This window comes from Caballeronia sp. dw_276, assembly GCF_018449635.1.
GTDB lineage: Bacteria > Pseudomonadota > Gammaproteobacteria > Burkholderiales > Burkholderiaceae > Caballeronia.
In genome coordinates, this window is the sequence record NZ_JAAVUV010000014.1 from 19761 (window position 1) to 36389 (window position 16629).

Consider the following 16629-nt stretch of genomic DNA (forward strand, 5'->3'; position numbering starts at 1 on the left):
TGAAAGCCTCAACATTCATCGTCACGCGGCGGGTTGGCGTGGCGCACCGGGCGCCCCAGAAGCGCACCGTTCAAATCCAGTCATGCCAATCATCAAACGACCTAATTCCTCGAACACGCCACGCGATGACCGGGATCAAGACGGTCCCTACCGATACCGCCAACCCTCCGACCGCAAACCCGCCAGGCCATCCATAGTTTTGCGCCTGATGCTGTGGTTCGTCGGGCTGATCGCCGTGATGGCCGTCGTGGGCGCGTTGATCGTGGGCTACGCGCTGGTGGTGATGGGGCCGAACCTGCCGTCGCTCGATGCAATCACCGATTACCGGCCGAAAGTGCCGTTGCGCATCTATACCGCGGATCATGTGCTGATTGGGGAGTTCGGCGAGGAACGGCGACGCATCGCGCGTTTCGATGAGATCCCGGATCAAATGAAAAAGGCCGTGCTCGCGATCGAGGATTACCGCTTCTATGAACATGGCGGCGTGGATTTCATCGGCATTGCGCGCGCGGGCGTGAGCGATATCCTGCACGGCGGCGCATCGCAGGGCGCGAGCACGATCACCATGCAGGTCGCGCGCAACTTCTTCCTCTCCAGCGAAAAGACCTATACGCGCAAGATCTACGAGATGCTGCTTGCGTACAAGATCGAACGCGCGCTCACCAAGGACCAGATCCTCGAGCTGTACATGAACCAGATTTATCTGGGCGAGCGCTCGTATGGATTTGCATCGGCGGCGCGGGTCTATTTCGGCAAGGACCTGAAGGACCTCACGCTTGCCGAATGCGCGATGCTCGCAGGCTTGCCGAAGGCGCCGTCGGCGTATAACCCGGTAGTCAATCCGAAGCGCGCGAAGATTCGTCAGCAATACATCCTGAAGCGCATGCTCGACCTGAAGTTCATCACGCAAGAGCAGTTCGATCAGGCGAGCGCCGAGGAACTTCATGCGCGCGTGGCGGGCACCGAGTACAGCGTGCACGCGGAATACGTCGCGGAAATGGTGCGGCAGATGATGTACGCGCAGTACAAGGACGAGACCTATACGCGTGGTTTCTCGGTGACGACGACCATCGATTCCGCCGATCAGGACGCGGCCTACCGTGCGGTCCGTAAAGGCGTGATGGATTACGAGCGACGCCATGGGTATCGCGGGCCGGAAGGCTTCGTCAACTTGCCGGCAAATCCGGATGATCGCGATGAAGCCATCGACGACGCGCTCGCCGATCACCCGGACAACGGCGACATCATCGCGGGCGTGGTGACGTCGGTGAATCCGAAGCAGGTCGTGGTGGAATTCGTCAATGCCGATCCGGCAACGGTCACCGGCGACGGCTTGCGATTTGTCGCAACCGGTTTGCGTAGCAACGCGCCGCAAGCAGTGAAGATCAAGCCGGGTTCCATTGTGCGTGTGATGAAGGACGCAAAGGAAAACTGGACGATCACGCAGTTGCCGCAAGTGGAGGGCGCGCTCGTTTCGCTCGTGCCGCAGGACGGCGCGATCCGCGCGCTGATTGGCGGCTTCGACTACAACAAGAACAAGTTCAATCACGTGACGCAAGCCTGGCGTCAACCGGGCTCGAGCTTCAAGCCGTTTATCTATTCGGCATCGCTGGAAAAGGGGCTTGGACCGGCAACGATCATCAACGACGCGCCGCTGTATTTCCCGCCAACGTCGCCCGGTCAGCAAGCGTGGGAACCGAAGGACGACGATCAGCCCGACGGCCCCATGTCCATGCGCACGGCGCTGCAGAAGTCGAAGAACCTGGTGTCGATCCGGATTCTTTCGTTCATCGGCACGAAGTACGCGCAGGATTACGTCACGCAAAAATTCGGTTTCGATGCCGATAAAACCCCGCCGTACCTGCCGCTTGCATTGGGCGCGGGTCTAGTCACGCCGTTGCAACTCGCGGGCGGTTATTCGGTGTTCGCCAATGGCGGCTCACGGATCAATCCGTACCTGATCGGTGAAATCGCCGATGCACGCGGCACGGTGATATCGCGTGCGAATCCGCTGCTCGCAGGCAACAACGCGCCGCAAACGCTCGAACCGCGCAATGCTTACGTAATGAACAGCTTGCTGCATTCGGTCGCAACCGCCGGCACGGGCTCGGGCACGAACGTGCTCAAGCGCAATGACCTGCAAGGCAAGACAGGTACGACCAACGACGCGAAGGACGGCTGGTTCGCCGGTTACCAGCATCAACTCGTTGCGGTCGCCTGGATGGGTTACGACCAGCCGAAGTCGCTTGGCGGCCGCGAGTTCGGCGCGCAGCTTGCACTGCCGATCTGGGTCGAGTTCATGCAGCGCGCGCTCGCCAAGATCCCGCAGCAGCCGATGGAAATGCCCGATGGCCTGACGAGTGTCGACGGAGAACTTTTCTTCGCCGATAAAACCCCGGGCAATGGGTTCGTTGCGAGTATCGGCATGGATACGGCGAATCCGGCCGAAGGTTCCAGCGACGCCGTGGGTGGTGTCGGCCCAAGCGGCATGACGCCGCCGCCACCGCCGCCGGACGTTGCGCCGGCCGAGCGCCAGGAGATCATGAATCTCTTCAAGGGGCATTGACCGAGTTCTGAGCCCTTAAAAAAAAACGCGCCGCAATCTGATTGCGGCGCGTTTTTTTAATGGCGTTGCGAGCTTACTTGCCGACTGTCGATGCCGGCTTCACTGCGCATTGTGTATCGATAGTCGATTGATCCGCGAACGTCAGCTTGAGCGGAATCGTGGTGCCGACCTTCAGCGGCTTGGGCGCGTCCTCCAGCATCAGGTGATAGCCGCTCGGCGCGAACGCGAGCGTGCCGTGCGCGGGCACATCGGCAGAATCGACCATCGCCATGGTCGACGTGCTGCCGTTGCTGCTGGACTTATGCAACATCGCCATGCCGAACGCAGGGGTTTCGGCGCCGGTGAGCGTGGCGGGTTTATCGCCATTATTCGATACCACGAAATATCCGGACGACGGCAGGCTCGCCGGCATCAGGCGGACCCAGCAATCGTGGGCGGTGAGCGTGGCGGCTTGCGTATTCGAGAATGCCACTGCGCTCACTGCAAGCAAACCAGCGCGTATCAGTGTTTGTTTTTTCATGGTTGTGCTGCTCACTTCACGTTGAAAAGATAATGACCTTGCGTACGATGCCCGTCTTCGGCCACCGCGGTCCATTCCACCTGGTACGCGCCGGTCTTGAGGTCGCCGAGCGCTACGCTTATATGCTTCTTGTTGCTGGTATCGACGGCTGACTTTGCGCTGTTGACCTGCTTGCCTGCTGCATCGACAACAATCAGCGTGCTGAATGTCGGTTCCAGGCCTTCGGAGAAATCGATTGCGACTTCATGCGGTGCTTCGACGGTGGCGTCGGGCGCCGGGGTTTGCTGCTTTGGAAGCGCGTGGGCCATGGCGAATTGAGCCGTGGCAAGAAGGGCTGCTGCAAGCGCGCCGCGCGTGGCGAACCTTGCGACGTTTGAAATAGACGAGTTCATGCTGATCCTGTTTGCGCGAGAGAAAGCGCCGGCCATCGGCCGGCGGCAGTGCGGAAAATCAGACCAAGAAGGGCGGCGCCCTGGGTTGCGCCGCGAACAAGGGCGCAAACGGTGCAACCGGTTGAGGCGCAGCGTTGACTGGAACGATTGCCGCAGCAACATGCGCGGGCAGGGTGTTGATCGAAGGCGGGGCCGCAGGGGAGTGTGCTGTGAAGTTGCAGTAACCGCACGCGTCCCAATGACCTGCGATCGAGCGATGCGCAGGCGGGTGCTCGGACGGCAGGTTAGCAACTTGCGTCCGGAATTCCGTTATCGCGGAACAATGCGCGCTGAAGATCGCGTTTGCGCGAGCACTGGATACAAGCGCTTGCGACACAGCCGGCGCGAGCGTTGTCATCAGAATGGCGAGCAATCCGATGAGGCTGCCGAACTTGCGGACGAGGCGACGGCGCATGAGTCTGACGATGGCTTCCAAAGCGAATGAGCCGTCGATTATGCCACGCGTGTCAAAGGGAATTTGTGCGCTTGCGTTGTGTCCGCTGCGGCTAAACGCGGCATGGACAAACCTCGGCCAAGGCCTTCGACGAGGGCTTGTTGCGGTCGCGCGGCCTCAAACGAAAAAAGCCCGGAGAACCGGGCTTTCAACTTTTAATCTTGGTTGCGGGGATAGGATTTGAACCTATGACCTTCGGGTTATGAGCCCGACGAGCTGCCAGACTGCTCCACCCCGCGAAAAAGATTATAGGGGAACGGGCGCCGCAGTGCAACATGTTTGTCACGCTCGATTGCTCGATGAAGCCAAGCAAATAAAAACGCGGCGGCATACCTCCTTGCAGAGACATGCCGCCGCGCTTAAGTCGCTTGCGTCAGGAACGCTTGATCGTTGCTTAGAAGCCGAACGCGAAACCTGCGCCGCCTGTGGATTCTTCGCCGGTCGTCGAACCGCCGATCGTCAGAACCATGTTGGTGCCGAAGCGCTTCTGGAAGCCGACCGCGATAGCAGCCTTGTCACGATAAACACCCGTGCCGGCCGCAAAGCGATTGTCCTTGTCGGAGATTGCTGCCGCACTGCCCGCCATCATTGCCATCGCGCTGCTCATTGCGCCAACGCTGTTGATGTGGTTGTTCTGAATCGAGAGGCTGCTGTTCATGTCGGCGCGAAGTGCGTCGGTGTAACCCTTCGCCGACTTCACACCCGTGTTCACGGACTGCTGCATCTGGTTCACGTTGACTGCATCGGTGCCGTCCGTACCGGCGGCGACATTCGTGATCTGACGCTGACCGCCCGCCGCTGATGTACCGACGGACACCGAATTCGCACGGTCCGCGACCGAACCCGAGCCGAGCGCAACCGAGTTCTTCGCCGTAGCCGATGCATTCGCGCCGACCGCAACCGCATTCGCGCCGCTCGCCACCGACGATGCGCCCGAAGCCACTGCGTTTGTGCCGGAAGCCACTGCGTTCGCACCCGATGCAACCGAATGCGTGCCGCTCGACGTTGCCGCTTCCGTGTCGCGGCTGCCATCGGCGGAGAACATTGGGTTGTATGCGCCGTTGGCGAGGTTGGTGACGCGGCTGATCATGTCGTTGATCTGACCAAGGTTGACCGCGTCCATCGTGTTCGTGCCTGCTGCCACGTTATGCAAGGCCGTACCTGATTCATTGCCGTTACCGAGCGTTGCGTTGCTGTAATCCGGCGTGCCGTCCGCGTTGGTGTCGTACTTGATCGCGGCTGCGCTCAGCGTGCTCACGCTATTCGATACCGCGTTGAGCTGCCCGACGTTGGCTGCATCGGTCGTTGCCGTGCCTGCTGCGACGTTCGTGATCTGACGCTCGCTGCCTGCTGCACCGACCGATACCGAGTTGTCGCGATCCGCGACCGAGTTCGAACCGAGTGCCACCGAGTTCTTGCCCGACGATACAGCCGCGCCGCCGATTGCCACCGAATCCGCGCCGGTCGCCGATGAATCGGCGAGCATCGAGTTCGAGTGGAAGTACTTGATGCCGCCGCCGTTGCTGATGTTGTTCGTGAAGTCTTGCAGCGCGGAGACGTTCTTGTTCGTTGCGAACAACTGCGAGCCATTTACGGCGTCCGTGCTGTCTTCTGCCAATTCACCGGCTTTGACGTTCGTCAACAACGTCGGCCCCTTCGCCGATGTGCCGCCGAGCGTGATCTGCTCGTAGTTCGGCTTGCCGTTTTCGTCTGTGTCGTACTTGACTGCGAAGCTGTCGAGCGTGCCGAGGTTATCGGAAACAGCGGTCAACTGGCCAACGTTGACTGCGTCCGTCGATGCTGTACCCGCCGCGACGTTGGTCACCTGGCGTTCCTTACCTGCCGCGCCAACGGATACCGTATTGGCGCGATCAGCCACCGAGTTCGAGCCAAGCGCCACCGCGTTGTTCGCCGATGCCACCGCTGCGCCGCCGACTGCCACTGAATCCGTGCCCGTCGCCGATGAATCGGCGAGCTTCGAGTTCGTATGGAAGTACTTGATGCCGCCGCCGTTGTTGATGTTGCCTGCGAACGTCTCGAGCGAGCCAACGCGCTGATTGGTCGAATAGAGCTGCGAGCCGTTGATGGCGTCCGTGCTGGTCGAGCTCAGGTCACCAATTTTCAGGTTCGTGAGTTTGGTCGGATTGGACGCGCTGGCGCCGCCGAGCGTCACGCTTTGATAGTTCACCGAGCCATCAGCATTGGCGTCGTATTTGACGGCCGAATCGGAGACGGTGTTGAGCTGGGCAACGTTGACTGCGTCGGTGAACGCCATGCCTGCTGCCACGTTGGTGATCTGGCGTTCCTTGCCAGCCGCACCGACCGAGACCGTATTTGCGCGGGTCGCAGCGGAGTTGGCGCCGATCGCGATCGAATTGTCCGCCGATGCAACCGCTGCGCCGCCAATAGCAACCGCATCCGCGCCCGTCGCCGATGAATCGGCAAGTGTCGAGTTCGAATGGAAGTACTTGATGCCGCCGCCGTTGTTGATATTGGTGGCGAAGGTTTCGAGCGAGCCGACGCGCGTGTTCGTTGCGTTCAACTGCGAGCCGTTGACAGCGTCGGTGCTGGTCGTGCTCAAAGCACCCGCGGCAACGTTTGAAATCGTCACGAGTTTCGATGTGCCGACGCCGCCGAGCGTGACGTGCGACTTGTCGGTTGTGTCGTAGGCGACCTTGTTGTTGAGTTCGGAATCGATCTTGGAAATGGCGGCGCCGACAGTGCTCGACTGTGCGCCCGCAACCGTGTACGACGGTGCCTGAACCGTGCCGTCTGCGTTGACCTTTGCTCCGCCGCCAAGGAGCGAAGTCACGTTCTGAAGCTGTGTCACGTTGACTGCGTCGTAGGCTTGCGTGCCCGCGGCGACGTTCGTGATTTGGCGCTGACTTGCAGCCGAGCCGACCGACACTGTATTGGCGCGATCAGTCGCTGAACCGGCGCCCACTGCCACCGAGTTCTCAAATGCCGCCGTTGCCGATGCGCCCAGTGCAACCGCGTTGGCGGCCGTCACAGACGACTTCGAGCCGATGGCCACGCCTGCTGCTGCGTTCGAAACTGTGCCGGACAAGTTGACGGAGTCGTTCGAATCCGATGTTCCCGCTCCGCCGTACGGGTTAAAGGCGAAAGAGTGCGCGGAATTCACCATGTCGCCGGTGTCTGGAGCAAGCAAGACGCTCGTAGTCGATGCGCTGTCGATCGACACCGCGTTACTGCCGATAGCAATAGACGATATACCCGCATTGACGATTTGTGAACCAATTGAGATCGCATCGTCTGCCGTGCTTTGATTCTTGGAACCGATGGCGATGGACTCGTTCGGACCACTGGATACGGCCTGGTAACCGATTGCCGTGGTGTTGATTCCGCTCGATACAGATCCGGCGCCAATCGCGGTGGCGTTTGTTCCGGATGCAATCGAATCAACACCGCTCGATTTGACGTGGAAGTATTTGCCGGAGCTGTCGGAGAGTGCCGTCAGTGCGTCTCCAACATTGGTGTAATTCGTTCCCTTGATGGAATACGTCGGGCCGGTGACGGAACCATCTGCGTTAAACGAGCTTGTGCCGCCCAGCGCGTTGACAAGCGGCGTAAGCTGGCTGACGTTGACCGCATCATTCGCTTGCGTGCCGCGTGCGACTTGCACGAGTTGACGCTGCGTGGCCGAGTTGCCAATTGAAACCGTATTCGCGCGATCAGCTACAGCGCTCATGCCGATCGCGGTCGATGCTGTCGCCGAAGCGGTAGCGTGCGAGCCAAGGGCCGTGGATTGGAGTCCTGATGCTTTTGATAGCGCACCAAAACCGGAAGCGCTCGATGCATTCGCGGTCGCATTTGATCCAACCGCCACACTGCCGAGACTTCCTCCGTCGTTATGTACAGCACCGCTGGATGCTACCGCATTGGCTCCAATACTGATGTCGTTCACACCAGTCGCTCTAGCGCGGCTGCCGAGAGCGACACCAAAATCATTGCTTGCAGCTGTGCCAACCCCAATCGCAATTCCGTTGTTGACGTCTGAATCGTCGACTTGCCCGCCGTCAAGCGTGACAGAGGCGGACACGCCACTTGCTGCTCCCAATGTAACTGCCGACGCGAGCACGGCCTTGGCCAAGCGGCCGGTCCCTTTACCGCGCGCAGCTGCGGTCTCCGACACCGCGACCCAAGCGCCGATCGATTCATTCCAGACGGACTTATAAACCTTGTTCATTTTGCATTCCTGCGTAGAGTTAATTCGGATCCTTGACTCAAACACGCTGAGAGATCTGGCTGAAGCTGCGTGTCGAGCGAGAGCCGGTGTCGAATCCGAACGGACCCGCCGATGGCTGCGTGGACTAGGTTTGAACTCTAATTAGTGAGATGGAATGCCCTAATGAGAAAGCTCCTAAATCGTAATCCGGTGAAAGATAAACAACAAAATCAGGGCCCCGAATTAATGAGATAGAACGTGGACCGTGAATAAAGGTTAACTATCGTTGAGCTATTGGGCGAATCCCGAACAAGAAAGAGACGAAACTCAATGGTCGTCACGAAGCATTTCGATGACGCGCCTACACAGTTTCCTTTCCCAAGTCATGTCACAATTTGTGCGGTCGCTTCGACCATCGAATTCTTTGCAATGGAAATATCGCTTATGAACATCGCTCAAGATCTGCAAACGATCGCTCACCAAGAGAAGACCCTTGTGTTTCCCCATTTCGATTCTGATCGCGCGTGGCAGATCGGCTCCCAGCTTCGCGAGATGGCAGTGGCGCGGGGCGCTGCAATGGTGATCGACGTCCGCACCTTCGGCCAGCCGCTCTTTTTTGCCGCCCTCGACGGCACCACGCCCGATAACGTTCGCTGGGCGCAACGCAAGGCGCGCACGGTCGAGCACTTCCGCGTGAGTTCGTACGCCGTTGGTCTTGGATTGCAACAGGCATCCACAACGCTCGCCGATAAATACAGTCTCCCCGCGGCGGAGTTTGCATCTCATGGCGGCGCGTTTCCGCTGACGGTGAAGGGGGCGGGCGTGATTGGCGTGGTGACAGTGTCGGGCTTGCCGCAGCGCAAGGATCACGAGTTTGTGGTCGAGGCGCTGTGCGCGGTGCTTGGTCACGACGCAAGCACGCTCGCGTTTCAATCGGACAAGGTGTAAAGCGATGCGAACTTCCGCTTATGCACTGCTCGCGATCGCGATCGTTGCCGAGGTCGTGGCGACATCGGCTTTACGGGCGTCGGACGGGTTTTCGCGGCTCGTGCCGTCGGTGATCGTGGTGATCGGCTACGGCATCTCGTTTTATCTGCTTTCGCTGACACTGAAGTCATTGCCCGTCGGCATCGTCTATGCAGTGTGGTCAGGAGCGGGCATTGTGCTGATCACGCTCGTCGCCGCGCTTCTGTTCAAGCAGATCCCCGATCTGCCCGCCGTCCTCGGTATGGGCCTGATCGTGGCGGGCGTGATCGTGTTGAACGTGTTTTCGAAGGTCAGCGCGCACTAGCAGTTCGCTGCGGTGGCCGAGATGCTTTAATTGCAGCGAACAACCATCGAACGATTTTTTACATTTGCCGATATCACGTTCGTAATGCCGCCGCCGGTCGGCCCGCCTTCCTCGTTGTCCTTCGATACGATCGTGTACCCGGTCGCACCGCACTTGTCGCCGGCCATGACGTAGCAGCTTGCCCACGTCGTGCTGGCATCCGCGCCGCTGCAGTTGATGGCGTAGCCGGACTGACCATCGGGAAGATGGATCAGGGATGCATCGTTGGACGATGCACAGCCGCCAAGGCCGAAAACGCCTGCGGCGCAAAGCGCGAGGCCTGCCGGCAGCGCGCGCGCCCAAATCTTGTTAGGCGACATGCGCCATGCGAATTGCGTCATTCTGTTCCTTTGTGACCAGTGGCCAAGTCGTTTCCTGCGCGCATTTTCCCACACGCCGATACCTTCAGGAAAAAGCGCTGTCTTTGATGTACATCAAATAACGTTCCGAACGTGGCTGGCGCGGGCCTTGCGGAGTCAAAGCAGCCTTATCTTTTTACATTCGGCATCGCACGAGCGCTGGAAGAAAATGCAACCGGATGCAACCAGCAAGAACTAATTGCAGGGCAGCGGACCTTACGGTATTCATGGACATCGAAAAGACGTTTAAAAAACTACGAGAGGACAACCATGGCAGAACGCGTTACAGGCCCGTATCGCGGGTATTACATCAGTGCTGCGGCACGTCTGACGCCAACCACCGAGCAGGCTGACGAGCCCATCTACGTGGGTACTGTCAGCGTTGCGCAGGGCGGCCCCGACAACGTGCACCGATTCGAGACCATGGTCGATCTCGGCGACTCACAGCGCTTTGCGACTGAGGACGACGCGCTTGGCCGGGTCGAGGAGGCAGCGCGCGTGTACATTGACAAGTTGTTGCAAAACACCTGATGCGCACGCTCAACATCCGTCACCCGGCAATGCGCTGCGTGGCCGAGGCGCTGCTGGATCTTTTTCCGAGCGGCGCGGATATCAGCGAAATCGGCACCGACGCGAAGCCCTGTCTTTTCGTGAGCTGGCGCACGACCGGTACGGCCGGCCAGCCGGGCAATATTGCATGGGGCGTTCACTACCGTTTCGAAGCCGAGGCGTTGAGCCTCTTCGACCTTGCCCCCGAACCTGCCCAGCAGCGGTTTTGCGCACAGGTAAGGGACATGAGCCGCCACCTCAAATTCGATTACGCCGACCCGGACGCCCTCTCGCTAAAGATCGTGGAGGTCGAGGCCGAGATGGTCCGCGAGTGCATGAGCGCGGCGTAGCGCCGGGGTAGACCGCCTCCATGCGCTGCGAGTACTATCGATGTCGTTTCTGTTCCTGCGTCTGAGGCAATCATGAACATCCAGTTTCCGGCCGACGCGCCCGCATATCGCGATACCAATCTCACCGTGGTGTTTCCTGCGCTGGTCGACGGCGAGCGCGTGCCGTGCGCAATCTCCGTGGAAGCACTCGAAGATCATTTCGGCGTGGAGAGCTACGACAGCAACGGCTGGATTCGCGCCTTCGACGCCGCCCGCCCGAAAATCGAAGCGGTCGCGCGCGAGCATTTGTCGATCACTCGAGGCGCGCCAGTGCTGTTGAAAAGCGGACATTTTCCTCCCGGCGCGGTGTCTTCCTGAACACCGTTCACGTTTGAATTGACTTGACCGTCATCTCGCGGAAAATGCGTTGATGGCCAGTTCCAAACACCATCTGTCCGATCAGCCGCTGCTTCGCAGCCATATCCTCGACGCCGCGCGTTCAATCGTCGTGCGTCAGGGGTTCGACGCGCTCTCCATGCGCAAGCTCGCGGACGTTGTCGGTTATTCGCCCGCGTCGCTTTATCTGCATTTCTCGGGACGCGACGCAATCGCTCACGCGCTGGGCGCCGAAGGCCATGCCGGGTTGCTTGCTGCGCTGCATTCGTACGATTCGACTTTGGATGCCGTCGAACGCGTCAAATCGATGGCGCATGCGTATGTCGAGTTCGGAAGGGCGCATCCGGAGGTGTATCGGCTGATTTATATGCAGAACGCCGCTTATTCCGAGGCTATATTCAATGATGCGTCGGCGTCCGGCGAGACCGCGCTTTCCGTTTTTGCACACGCGCTGGATGTTATTGGGCCCGCGCCTGGGCCCGCACCGCTTTCCGCCGAAACCTTATGGGCGGCCTTGCATGGCATCGTGTCGCTGAGCTTGACCGCTTCGAAGTATCTTTCCGCGCCGGCGGACGTCCTTATCGATTCAACGCTCGATCTTTGTTTGTCCGGCGTCAAGAAAAAACCCGTGCGCCGGCAACCGGGCGCGCGCGCCGGCTGACGATCGCCGCCATACTTTCCAGTTCTCCTGATCCACCGAACTTGTATTCCATATGACCGAGACAATCGAAGAAATCCGTATCGAACGCGCGCAGGGCATTGGTTTTATCGCGCTGAACCGGCCGAAGGCGCTCAACGCGCTGTCCACGCCGATGATCCACGCCATCCGCCGCGCGCTCGAATCCTGGCGCAACGATGACTCCGTGCATGCAGTGGTCGTCTACAGCCCGCATCCTCGTGCGTTTTGCGCGGGTGGAGACATCCGGTTTCTCTATCAGTCGGCAAAAGCGGGTGAGCAAGCCGCCATCGACGAATTTTTCACCGATGAATACCAGCTGAATCACGCGATCTTCACGTATCCGAAGCCGTATGTCGCGTTGCTCAACGGCGTGGTAATGGGCGGCGGCATGGGGATTTCCCAGGGCGCGCGGCATACGGGCGGTTTGCTGGTCGTGACCGAATCCACGCGGATGGCGATGCCGGAGACGCGTATCGGTTTGTTTCCGGATGTCGGCGTGAGCTGGTTTCTTGCGCGCACGCCGGGCGCGATCGGGCGTTACCTGGCGGCCACGGGCGCGACCATCGATGCCGCCGATGCCCTCTACGCCAATCTCGCCGATGTCTACATGGACGAAGGCGCGCTCGCCAGCCTCGTGGATACGCTCAAGCAGAAGCGCTTTGCGTCGGGCGCCGAGGTGGTGAAGTTTATAGAAGGAGAAGGGCGTGCGGACGCGGGCAAGACGAGCGAGCTTGAGGCGAATCGCGCGTATATCGACACACATTTTGCATCGGGGAATGGTGCGGCGTGCCTGAAATCGCTGGAGAACGCCACGAACGGCGCCGAACGCGAATGGGCGGCGCATACGGCGGCCGAGTTACGTGAGCGTTCGCCGTTGTCCATCGACATGTCGCTGGAACTGATCGACCGCGCCAAAACCTCGACCATGGCCGAGACGCTCCGGCGCGACCTAGGCTTGACGCGCGCGACGTTCGACCATGGCGATGTGATGGAAGGTATCCGGGCGCGCATTGTCGATAAGGACAATCAGCCCGTGTGGAAAGTGACGCGCGTGGAGGACGTGACACGTGAAGCGGTGCTGCGGATGTACGAAAGTCCATGGGCCGCGGCCGATCATCCGCTTGCTGGCCTGGCGGATTAATCCGCGTCGCTGCCGGCTGTGAAGGCGCGCATGAAAACGAGCGCGCCCCAGCCCCACATCGCATTCGATGCAAACCCGAGCGCCAGTCTCGGCATCATGTTGCCGCTAGGCCAGACGCCGCGCAGCGGATCGAGCACGAATACGCTCGCGGCCGTCAGCACGATACCCCCGAACACCAAGGCGCCGATCCATGGCGCGGTGCGGTCGGGCGCGACACGCAGCAGCCACGCCATCAGAATGCCGAAGAATCCGCTCCACAAAGCTGCCACGATGAATTCGGGGATGCCCAGCGGCAGGAACGGGGCGGTGGAGTAACCGGCTGCATCGATAACGCCGGCCGCGTGCAAGATCGCAATTGTCGATTCACGGAAAAACAGGGCGGCGAGAAAGCCCGCGACGAACGGCAGAATGACTTTTTGCATTGAAAAAACACCGCTTGAGACGCGAGCCGCGGCCGCGCCAATTTTTTAGAGTGGCGTCATTATAGGGTCGGGCATGCCGCTTAATGGTGCAATCGGGGGCGCCTTTGCGGTGGATGCAACGGAGTCCTTGCCGCTCTACTTGGCGATCGCGTCGCTAGCCGGATTGTTGTGCAGCATCCTGTTGCTGTTGGCAGGCAACGCCGGTCGTTTTGTCGGCATGTTGTCGGGGTTGTTGGGTCGAGCGCTTTCTGAATCAGATGCCGATGGCGGCTTGACCATCGAAGCGGAGTCGGCGGGCTTGGCGGTCTGTGCTTGTGCGGCGGCCATGAAGAATGCTGCCGCGAGCGTAAGGCCAAACGAGGTTATGAAGGCGCGGGATTTCATGTGTATCTCCAGGGCGGCGCGTGTTTTGATCGAGCGTGGAGAGCGCTGCCGGTTGCTTTTGTGACAGCGCGGAACGCAGAAGATTCGTTTCGGCACCGAGGATCGCGGATCCCGGTGCCATTCCAGGCGTTACTGTAAAATTAGGTATCTGGCGCAAAAACTGCGCCCCACGCCCCGAACTCAGCAGTTTTCATGTCAATAGCATCAAAAATCAGCCCCCGCCGCGTCAGCGTGGCCCCGATGATGGACTGGACCGACCGGCATTGTCGTTCGCTCCATCGCATGATCTCGCGCCACACGTGGCTTTACACGGAGATGGTTACGACTGGCGCCTTGCTGCACGGTGACGTTGCACGCCATCTGGCGTTCACACCCGGCGAAGCGCCTGTCGCGTTGCAGCTCGGCGGCAGCGAGCCGGCCGATCTCGCCCATAGCGCGAAGCTCGGCGAACAATGGGGATACGACGAAATCAACCTGAATTGCGGCTGTCCTTCCGAGCGCGTCCAGCGGGGTGCGTTCGGCGCGTGCCTGATGAACGAGCCGCAACTCGTTGCCGATTGCGTGAAAGCGATGCGCGATGCGGTATCGATTCCGGTCACCGTCAAACACCGGATTGGTGTGGATGCGGTCGAGGATTACGCGTTCGTCCGCGACTTCGTGGGTACGGTTGCCGACGCGGGTTGTGAAGTGTTTATCGTCCATGCGCGCAACGCGATCCTCAAAGGCTTGAGCCCCAAGGAAAACCGCGAGATTCCGCCGCTGAAGTATGAATACGCCTATCAGTTGAAGCGTGATTTTCCGCATCTGGAAATTTCGATCAACGGTGGCATCAAAACGCTCGATGAAGTCGAGGAGCACCTCAAGCACGTCGATGGCGTCATGCTTGGGCGCGAGGCGTATCACAATCCGTATGTGCTGGCCGGTGTGGATTCGCGGTTCTATGGCGCTTCGACGGCCATTCGTTCCCGTGAAGAGATCGAGGCGGGGCTGATCGAATACGCACGTGCTGAAGTGGCGCGCGGAACGTATCTTGGTAGCATCACGCGGCACGCGCTGGGTTTGTATCGTGGCGCGGCGGGTGCGCGCGGCTGGCGTCGGGTGCTGTCCGACAGCCGTCGGCTTGCAACCGGCGATCTGGCCATCTTCGATGAAGCACGCACGCATCTACGGGAATCTGCCGAATTGATCGAATAAGGGACTAGGCAAACCGAATCTTTGTTCGTATAATCTCGTTTCTCGATTCAGCAAGCCTGTTTTTGGTGCGCCAGAGAGGAAGTAAGTCAGTGGTGGCTGTAGCTCAGTTGGTAGAGTCCAGGATTGTGATTCCTGTTGTCGTGGGTTCGAGCCCCATCAGCCACCCCAAAGGTTTTAAAAGCGGGCACTGTGAGAAATCGCAGTGCCCGTTTTCATTTTGAGGCACGGGTTTTTCCCTTGTGCCCACTCACCTCGGCCCCCGCATCCCGGTGCAAGCTGAACAAGTCAGCCACGCCCAGCAGTCCCACCGCCGCCACGATCAGAAACGCGACGCTGAAATCCGCCGGAGTCACCGTCTGCGAATCGTGGCCATGCATCCATTCGGCCAGCCTCAGCGCGATCGCCCCCAACGCGACGCCCACCCCCATCGTCAGTTGAAACAGCGTGCTCGATAACGCCGATGCACCGCTCATCTGCGCCTTGGGGACATCGGCAAAGCTGAGCGTGTTGAGCGCAGTGAATTGCAGCGAGCGCGACAATCCGCTCGCGAACAGGACAACGACGATGATCCACGTCGGCGTCGTGGGCGCGATCAGGCTCATTACCGCCAGCGATATCGCCGCGATCACCCCATTCACGAGCAGCACGGAACGAAAGCCGTAACGCCGGACGATGGGCGTGGTGACGAGTTTCATCAATAAATTGCCGGCGAAGACGGACAAGGTCAGCAGCCCAGATTGAAACGCATTCAGCCCGAAACCAACCTGGAACATCAGCGGCAGCAGGAAAGGCACGGCGCTGATCGATACGCGAAAGAGCGACCCGCCGCCCATCGCGACGGCGAAGGTCTTGATCTTCAATGACTTGAGATCGACGACAGGTTCCGGTGTACGCCGCAGATGCAACCACGCGCCTGCGCTCGCCAGCACGCCGGTAGCAATCAGCGCGCTTGCAAAGGCCCACGGCGTGCCGTTTCGGCCGATGAGTTCCATCGCGTAAAGGAGGGTCGTGCACGCCAGACCGCACAGAACGAAGCCCAGGAAGTCGAAACGGCGGCCGGCCTGTTCGCGGGTGTTGTCCAGGTAACGAAGCGCAAGCGCGAGACCAATGATTCCCAGCGGCAGATTCAGATAAAAGATCCATCGCCAGGACGAGTATGTCGTGATGAAACCGCCCAGAGGCGGACCGATCACCGGCGCGACGAGACCGGGCCACGTGATGATCGAGATCGCGCGCATCAGACCGTCCTTGGGCGTCGCGCGCAGCACGGCGAGCCGGCCGACGGGCACCATCATCGCGCCGCCAATACCCTGAAGCACGCGCGCGGCGGTGAACATCGGCAAGGTGGATGTGAGGCCGCATAGCACCGACGCCACCGTGAACACGGCTATGGCGCTGCCGAATATGGTGCGCAAACCGAAGCGGTCGGCGGCCCAGCCGCTAATGGGGATAAACACGGCGAGCGTCAGCAAATACGACGTGATGCCCAGGCTCAGGTCCACTGGATGCAGCCCGAACGACTGCGCCATCTGCGGCAGCGCAGTCGCGATGATCGTGCCGTCCAGGTTCTCCATGAAGAACGTGGCCGCGACCAGCATCACGATAACGGACGATCCGCGCGGGTTTGTCGGCTGCGATGCGTCGCGGGTGAGGTTGGGGGCCTGCATTGAAGGCATTCTCCTGCGGCAC

At 60.1% G+C, this 16629-nt stretch carries 17 protein-coding genes and 2 tRNA genes; 10 read left to right on the plus strand and 9 right to left on the minus strand.

The genetic code is table 11. The features are described from left to right. Positions 1–82 precede the first annotated feature (82 nt). Complete coding sequence (locus tag HB633_RS25260; RefSeq protein WP_213780843.1) at positions 83–2566, plus strand: penicillin-binding protein 1A; 2484 nt, start codon at positions 83–85, stop codon at positions 2564–2566. Between the two features lie 73 nt (positions 2567–2639). Here the strand turns inward: HB633_RS25260 and HB633_RS25265 are convergent, their stop codons facing one another. The 5 genes from HB633_RS25265 to HB633_RS25285 form a co-directional block, all read right to left on the minus strand. Further along, entirely contained in the window at positions 2640–3086 is a 447-nt protein-coding gene (locus tag HB633_RS25265; RefSeq protein ID WP_213780844.1) for a copper chaperone PCu(A)C, read from the minus strand. A gap of 11 nt (positions 3087–3097) precedes the next feature. Then, a complete protein-coding gene (gene copC, locus HB633_RS25270; protein WP_213780845.1) occupies positions 3098–3478 on the minus strand; it encodes a copper homeostasis periplasmic binding protein CopC in 381 nt (126 codons plus the stop codon). A gap of 58 nt (positions 3479–3536) precedes the next feature. Further along, a complete protein-coding gene (locus HB633_RS25275) occupies positions 3537–3932 on the minus strand; it encodes a DUF2946 domain-containing protein (RefSeq protein ID WP_213780846.1) in 396 nt (131 codons plus the stop codon). A 201-nt stretch (positions 3933–4133) separates the two neighbouring features. After that, positions 4134–4210: transfer RNA gene (locus HB633_RS25280), tRNA-Met, on the minus strand. A gap of 155 nt (positions 4211–4365) precedes the next feature. After that, positions 4366–8178: an ESPR-type extended signal peptide-containing protein gene (locus HB633_RS25285; protein WP_213780847.1), complete on the minus strand. Its 3813-nt coding sequence runs from the start codon at positions 8176–8178 to the stop codon at positions 4366–4368. Positions 8179–8601: 423 nt separating this feature from the next. Between HB633_RS25285 and HB633_RS25290 the strand changes: the two genes are divergently transcribed. Then, positions 8602–9105, plus strand: a complete 504-nt coding sequence (locus HB633_RS25290) for a heme-degrading domain-containing protein (protein WP_213780848.1) — start codon at positions 8602–8604, stop codon at positions 9103–9105. 4 nt (positions 9106–9109) lie between these two features. After that, positions 9110–9448 carry an SMR family transporter gene (locus HB633_RS25295; RefSeq protein WP_213780849.1) on the plus strand — a complete coding sequence of 113 codons (339 nt, stop codon included), beginning with the start codon at positions 9110–9112 and terminating at the stop codon, positions 9446–9448. Between the two features lie 26 nt (positions 9449–9474). Here the strand turns inward: HB633_RS25295 and HB633_RS25300 are convergent, their stop codons facing one another. After that, positions 9475–9828, minus strand: coding sequence for a hypothetical protein (locus HB633_RS25300; RefSeq protein ID WP_213780850.1), 354 nt, complete (start codon positions 9826–9828; stop codon positions 9475–9477). A 288-nt stretch (positions 9829–10116) separates the two neighbouring features. Between HB633_RS25300 and HB633_RS25305 the strand changes: the two genes are divergently transcribed. The 5 genes from HB633_RS25305 (at position 10117) to HB633_RS25325 (ending at position 12940) form a co-directional block, all read left to right on the plus strand. Further along, complete coding sequence (locus tag HB633_RS25305) at positions 10117–10377, plus strand: hypothetical protein (RefSeq protein WP_213780851.1); 261 nt, start codon at positions 10117–10119, stop codon at positions 10375–10377. Then, positions 10377–10745, plus strand: coding sequence for a hypothetical protein (locus HB633_RS25310; RefSeq protein ID WP_255581156.1), 369 nt, complete (start codon positions 10377–10379; stop codon positions 10743–10745). The genes HB633_RS25305 and HB633_RS25310 overlap by 1 nt, the downstream gene beginning before the upstream one ends. Before the next feature lie 72 nt (positions 10746–10817). After that, complete coding sequence (locus HB633_RS25315; RefSeq protein WP_213780852.1) at positions 10818–11102, plus strand: DUF1488 domain-containing protein; 285 nt, start codon at positions 10818–10820, stop codon at positions 11100–11102. A 52-nt stretch (positions 11103–11154) separates the two neighbouring features. Then, positions 11155–11781: a TetR/AcrR family transcriptional regulator gene (locus tag HB633_RS25320; RefSeq protein WP_213780853.1), complete on the plus strand. Its 627-nt coding sequence runs from the start codon at positions 11155–11157 to the stop codon at positions 11779–11781. A 52-nt stretch (positions 11782–11833) separates the two neighbouring features. Next, a complete protein-coding gene (locus HB633_RS25325) occupies positions 11834–12940 on the plus strand; it encodes an enoyl-CoA hydratase/isomerase family protein (RefSeq protein WP_213780854.1) in 1107 nt (368 codons plus the stop codon). Here HB633_RS25325 and HB633_RS25330 read toward each other — a convergent pair. Both HB633_RS25330 and HB633_RS25335 read right to left on the minus strand, forming a co-directional pair. After that, entirely contained in the window at positions 12937–13362 is a 426-nt protein-coding gene (locus tag HB633_RS25330) for a hypothetical protein (RefSeq protein ID WP_213780855.1), read from the minus strand. The two genes, HB633_RS25325 and HB633_RS25330, sit on opposite strands and share 4 nt — an antisense overlap. A gap of 135 nt (positions 13363–13497) precedes the next feature. After that, positions 13498–13746 (minus strand): hypothetical protein, encoded by a 249-nt coding sequence (locus tag HB633_RS25335; RefSeq protein ID WP_213780856.1) that lies wholly within the window; start codon positions 13744–13746, stop codon positions 13498–13500. Positions 13747–13938: 192 nt separating this feature from the next. Between HB633_RS25335 and dusA the strand changes: the two genes are divergently transcribed. Together dusA and HB633_RS25345 are read left to right on the plus strand one after the other, a co-directional pair. After that, positions 13939–14940 carry a tRNA dihydrouridine(20/20a) synthase DusA gene (gene dusA, locus HB633_RS25340; RefSeq protein ID WP_213780858.1) on the plus strand — a complete coding sequence of 334 codons (1002 nt, stop codon included), beginning with the start codon at positions 13939–13941 and terminating at the stop codon, positions 14938–14940. Between the two features lie 92 nt (positions 14941–15032). Beyond that, positions 15033–15108 (plus strand) — tRNA-His (locus HB633_RS25345). 44 nt (positions 15109–15152) lie between these two features. Here HB633_RS25345 and HB633_RS25350 read toward each other — a convergent pair. Further along, positions 15153–16607, minus strand: coding sequence for a DHA2 family efflux MFS transporter permease subunit (locus HB633_RS25350; RefSeq protein WP_213780859.1), 1455 nt, complete (start codon positions 16605–16607; stop codon positions 15153–15155). Positions 16608–16629 lie beyond the last annotated feature (22 nt).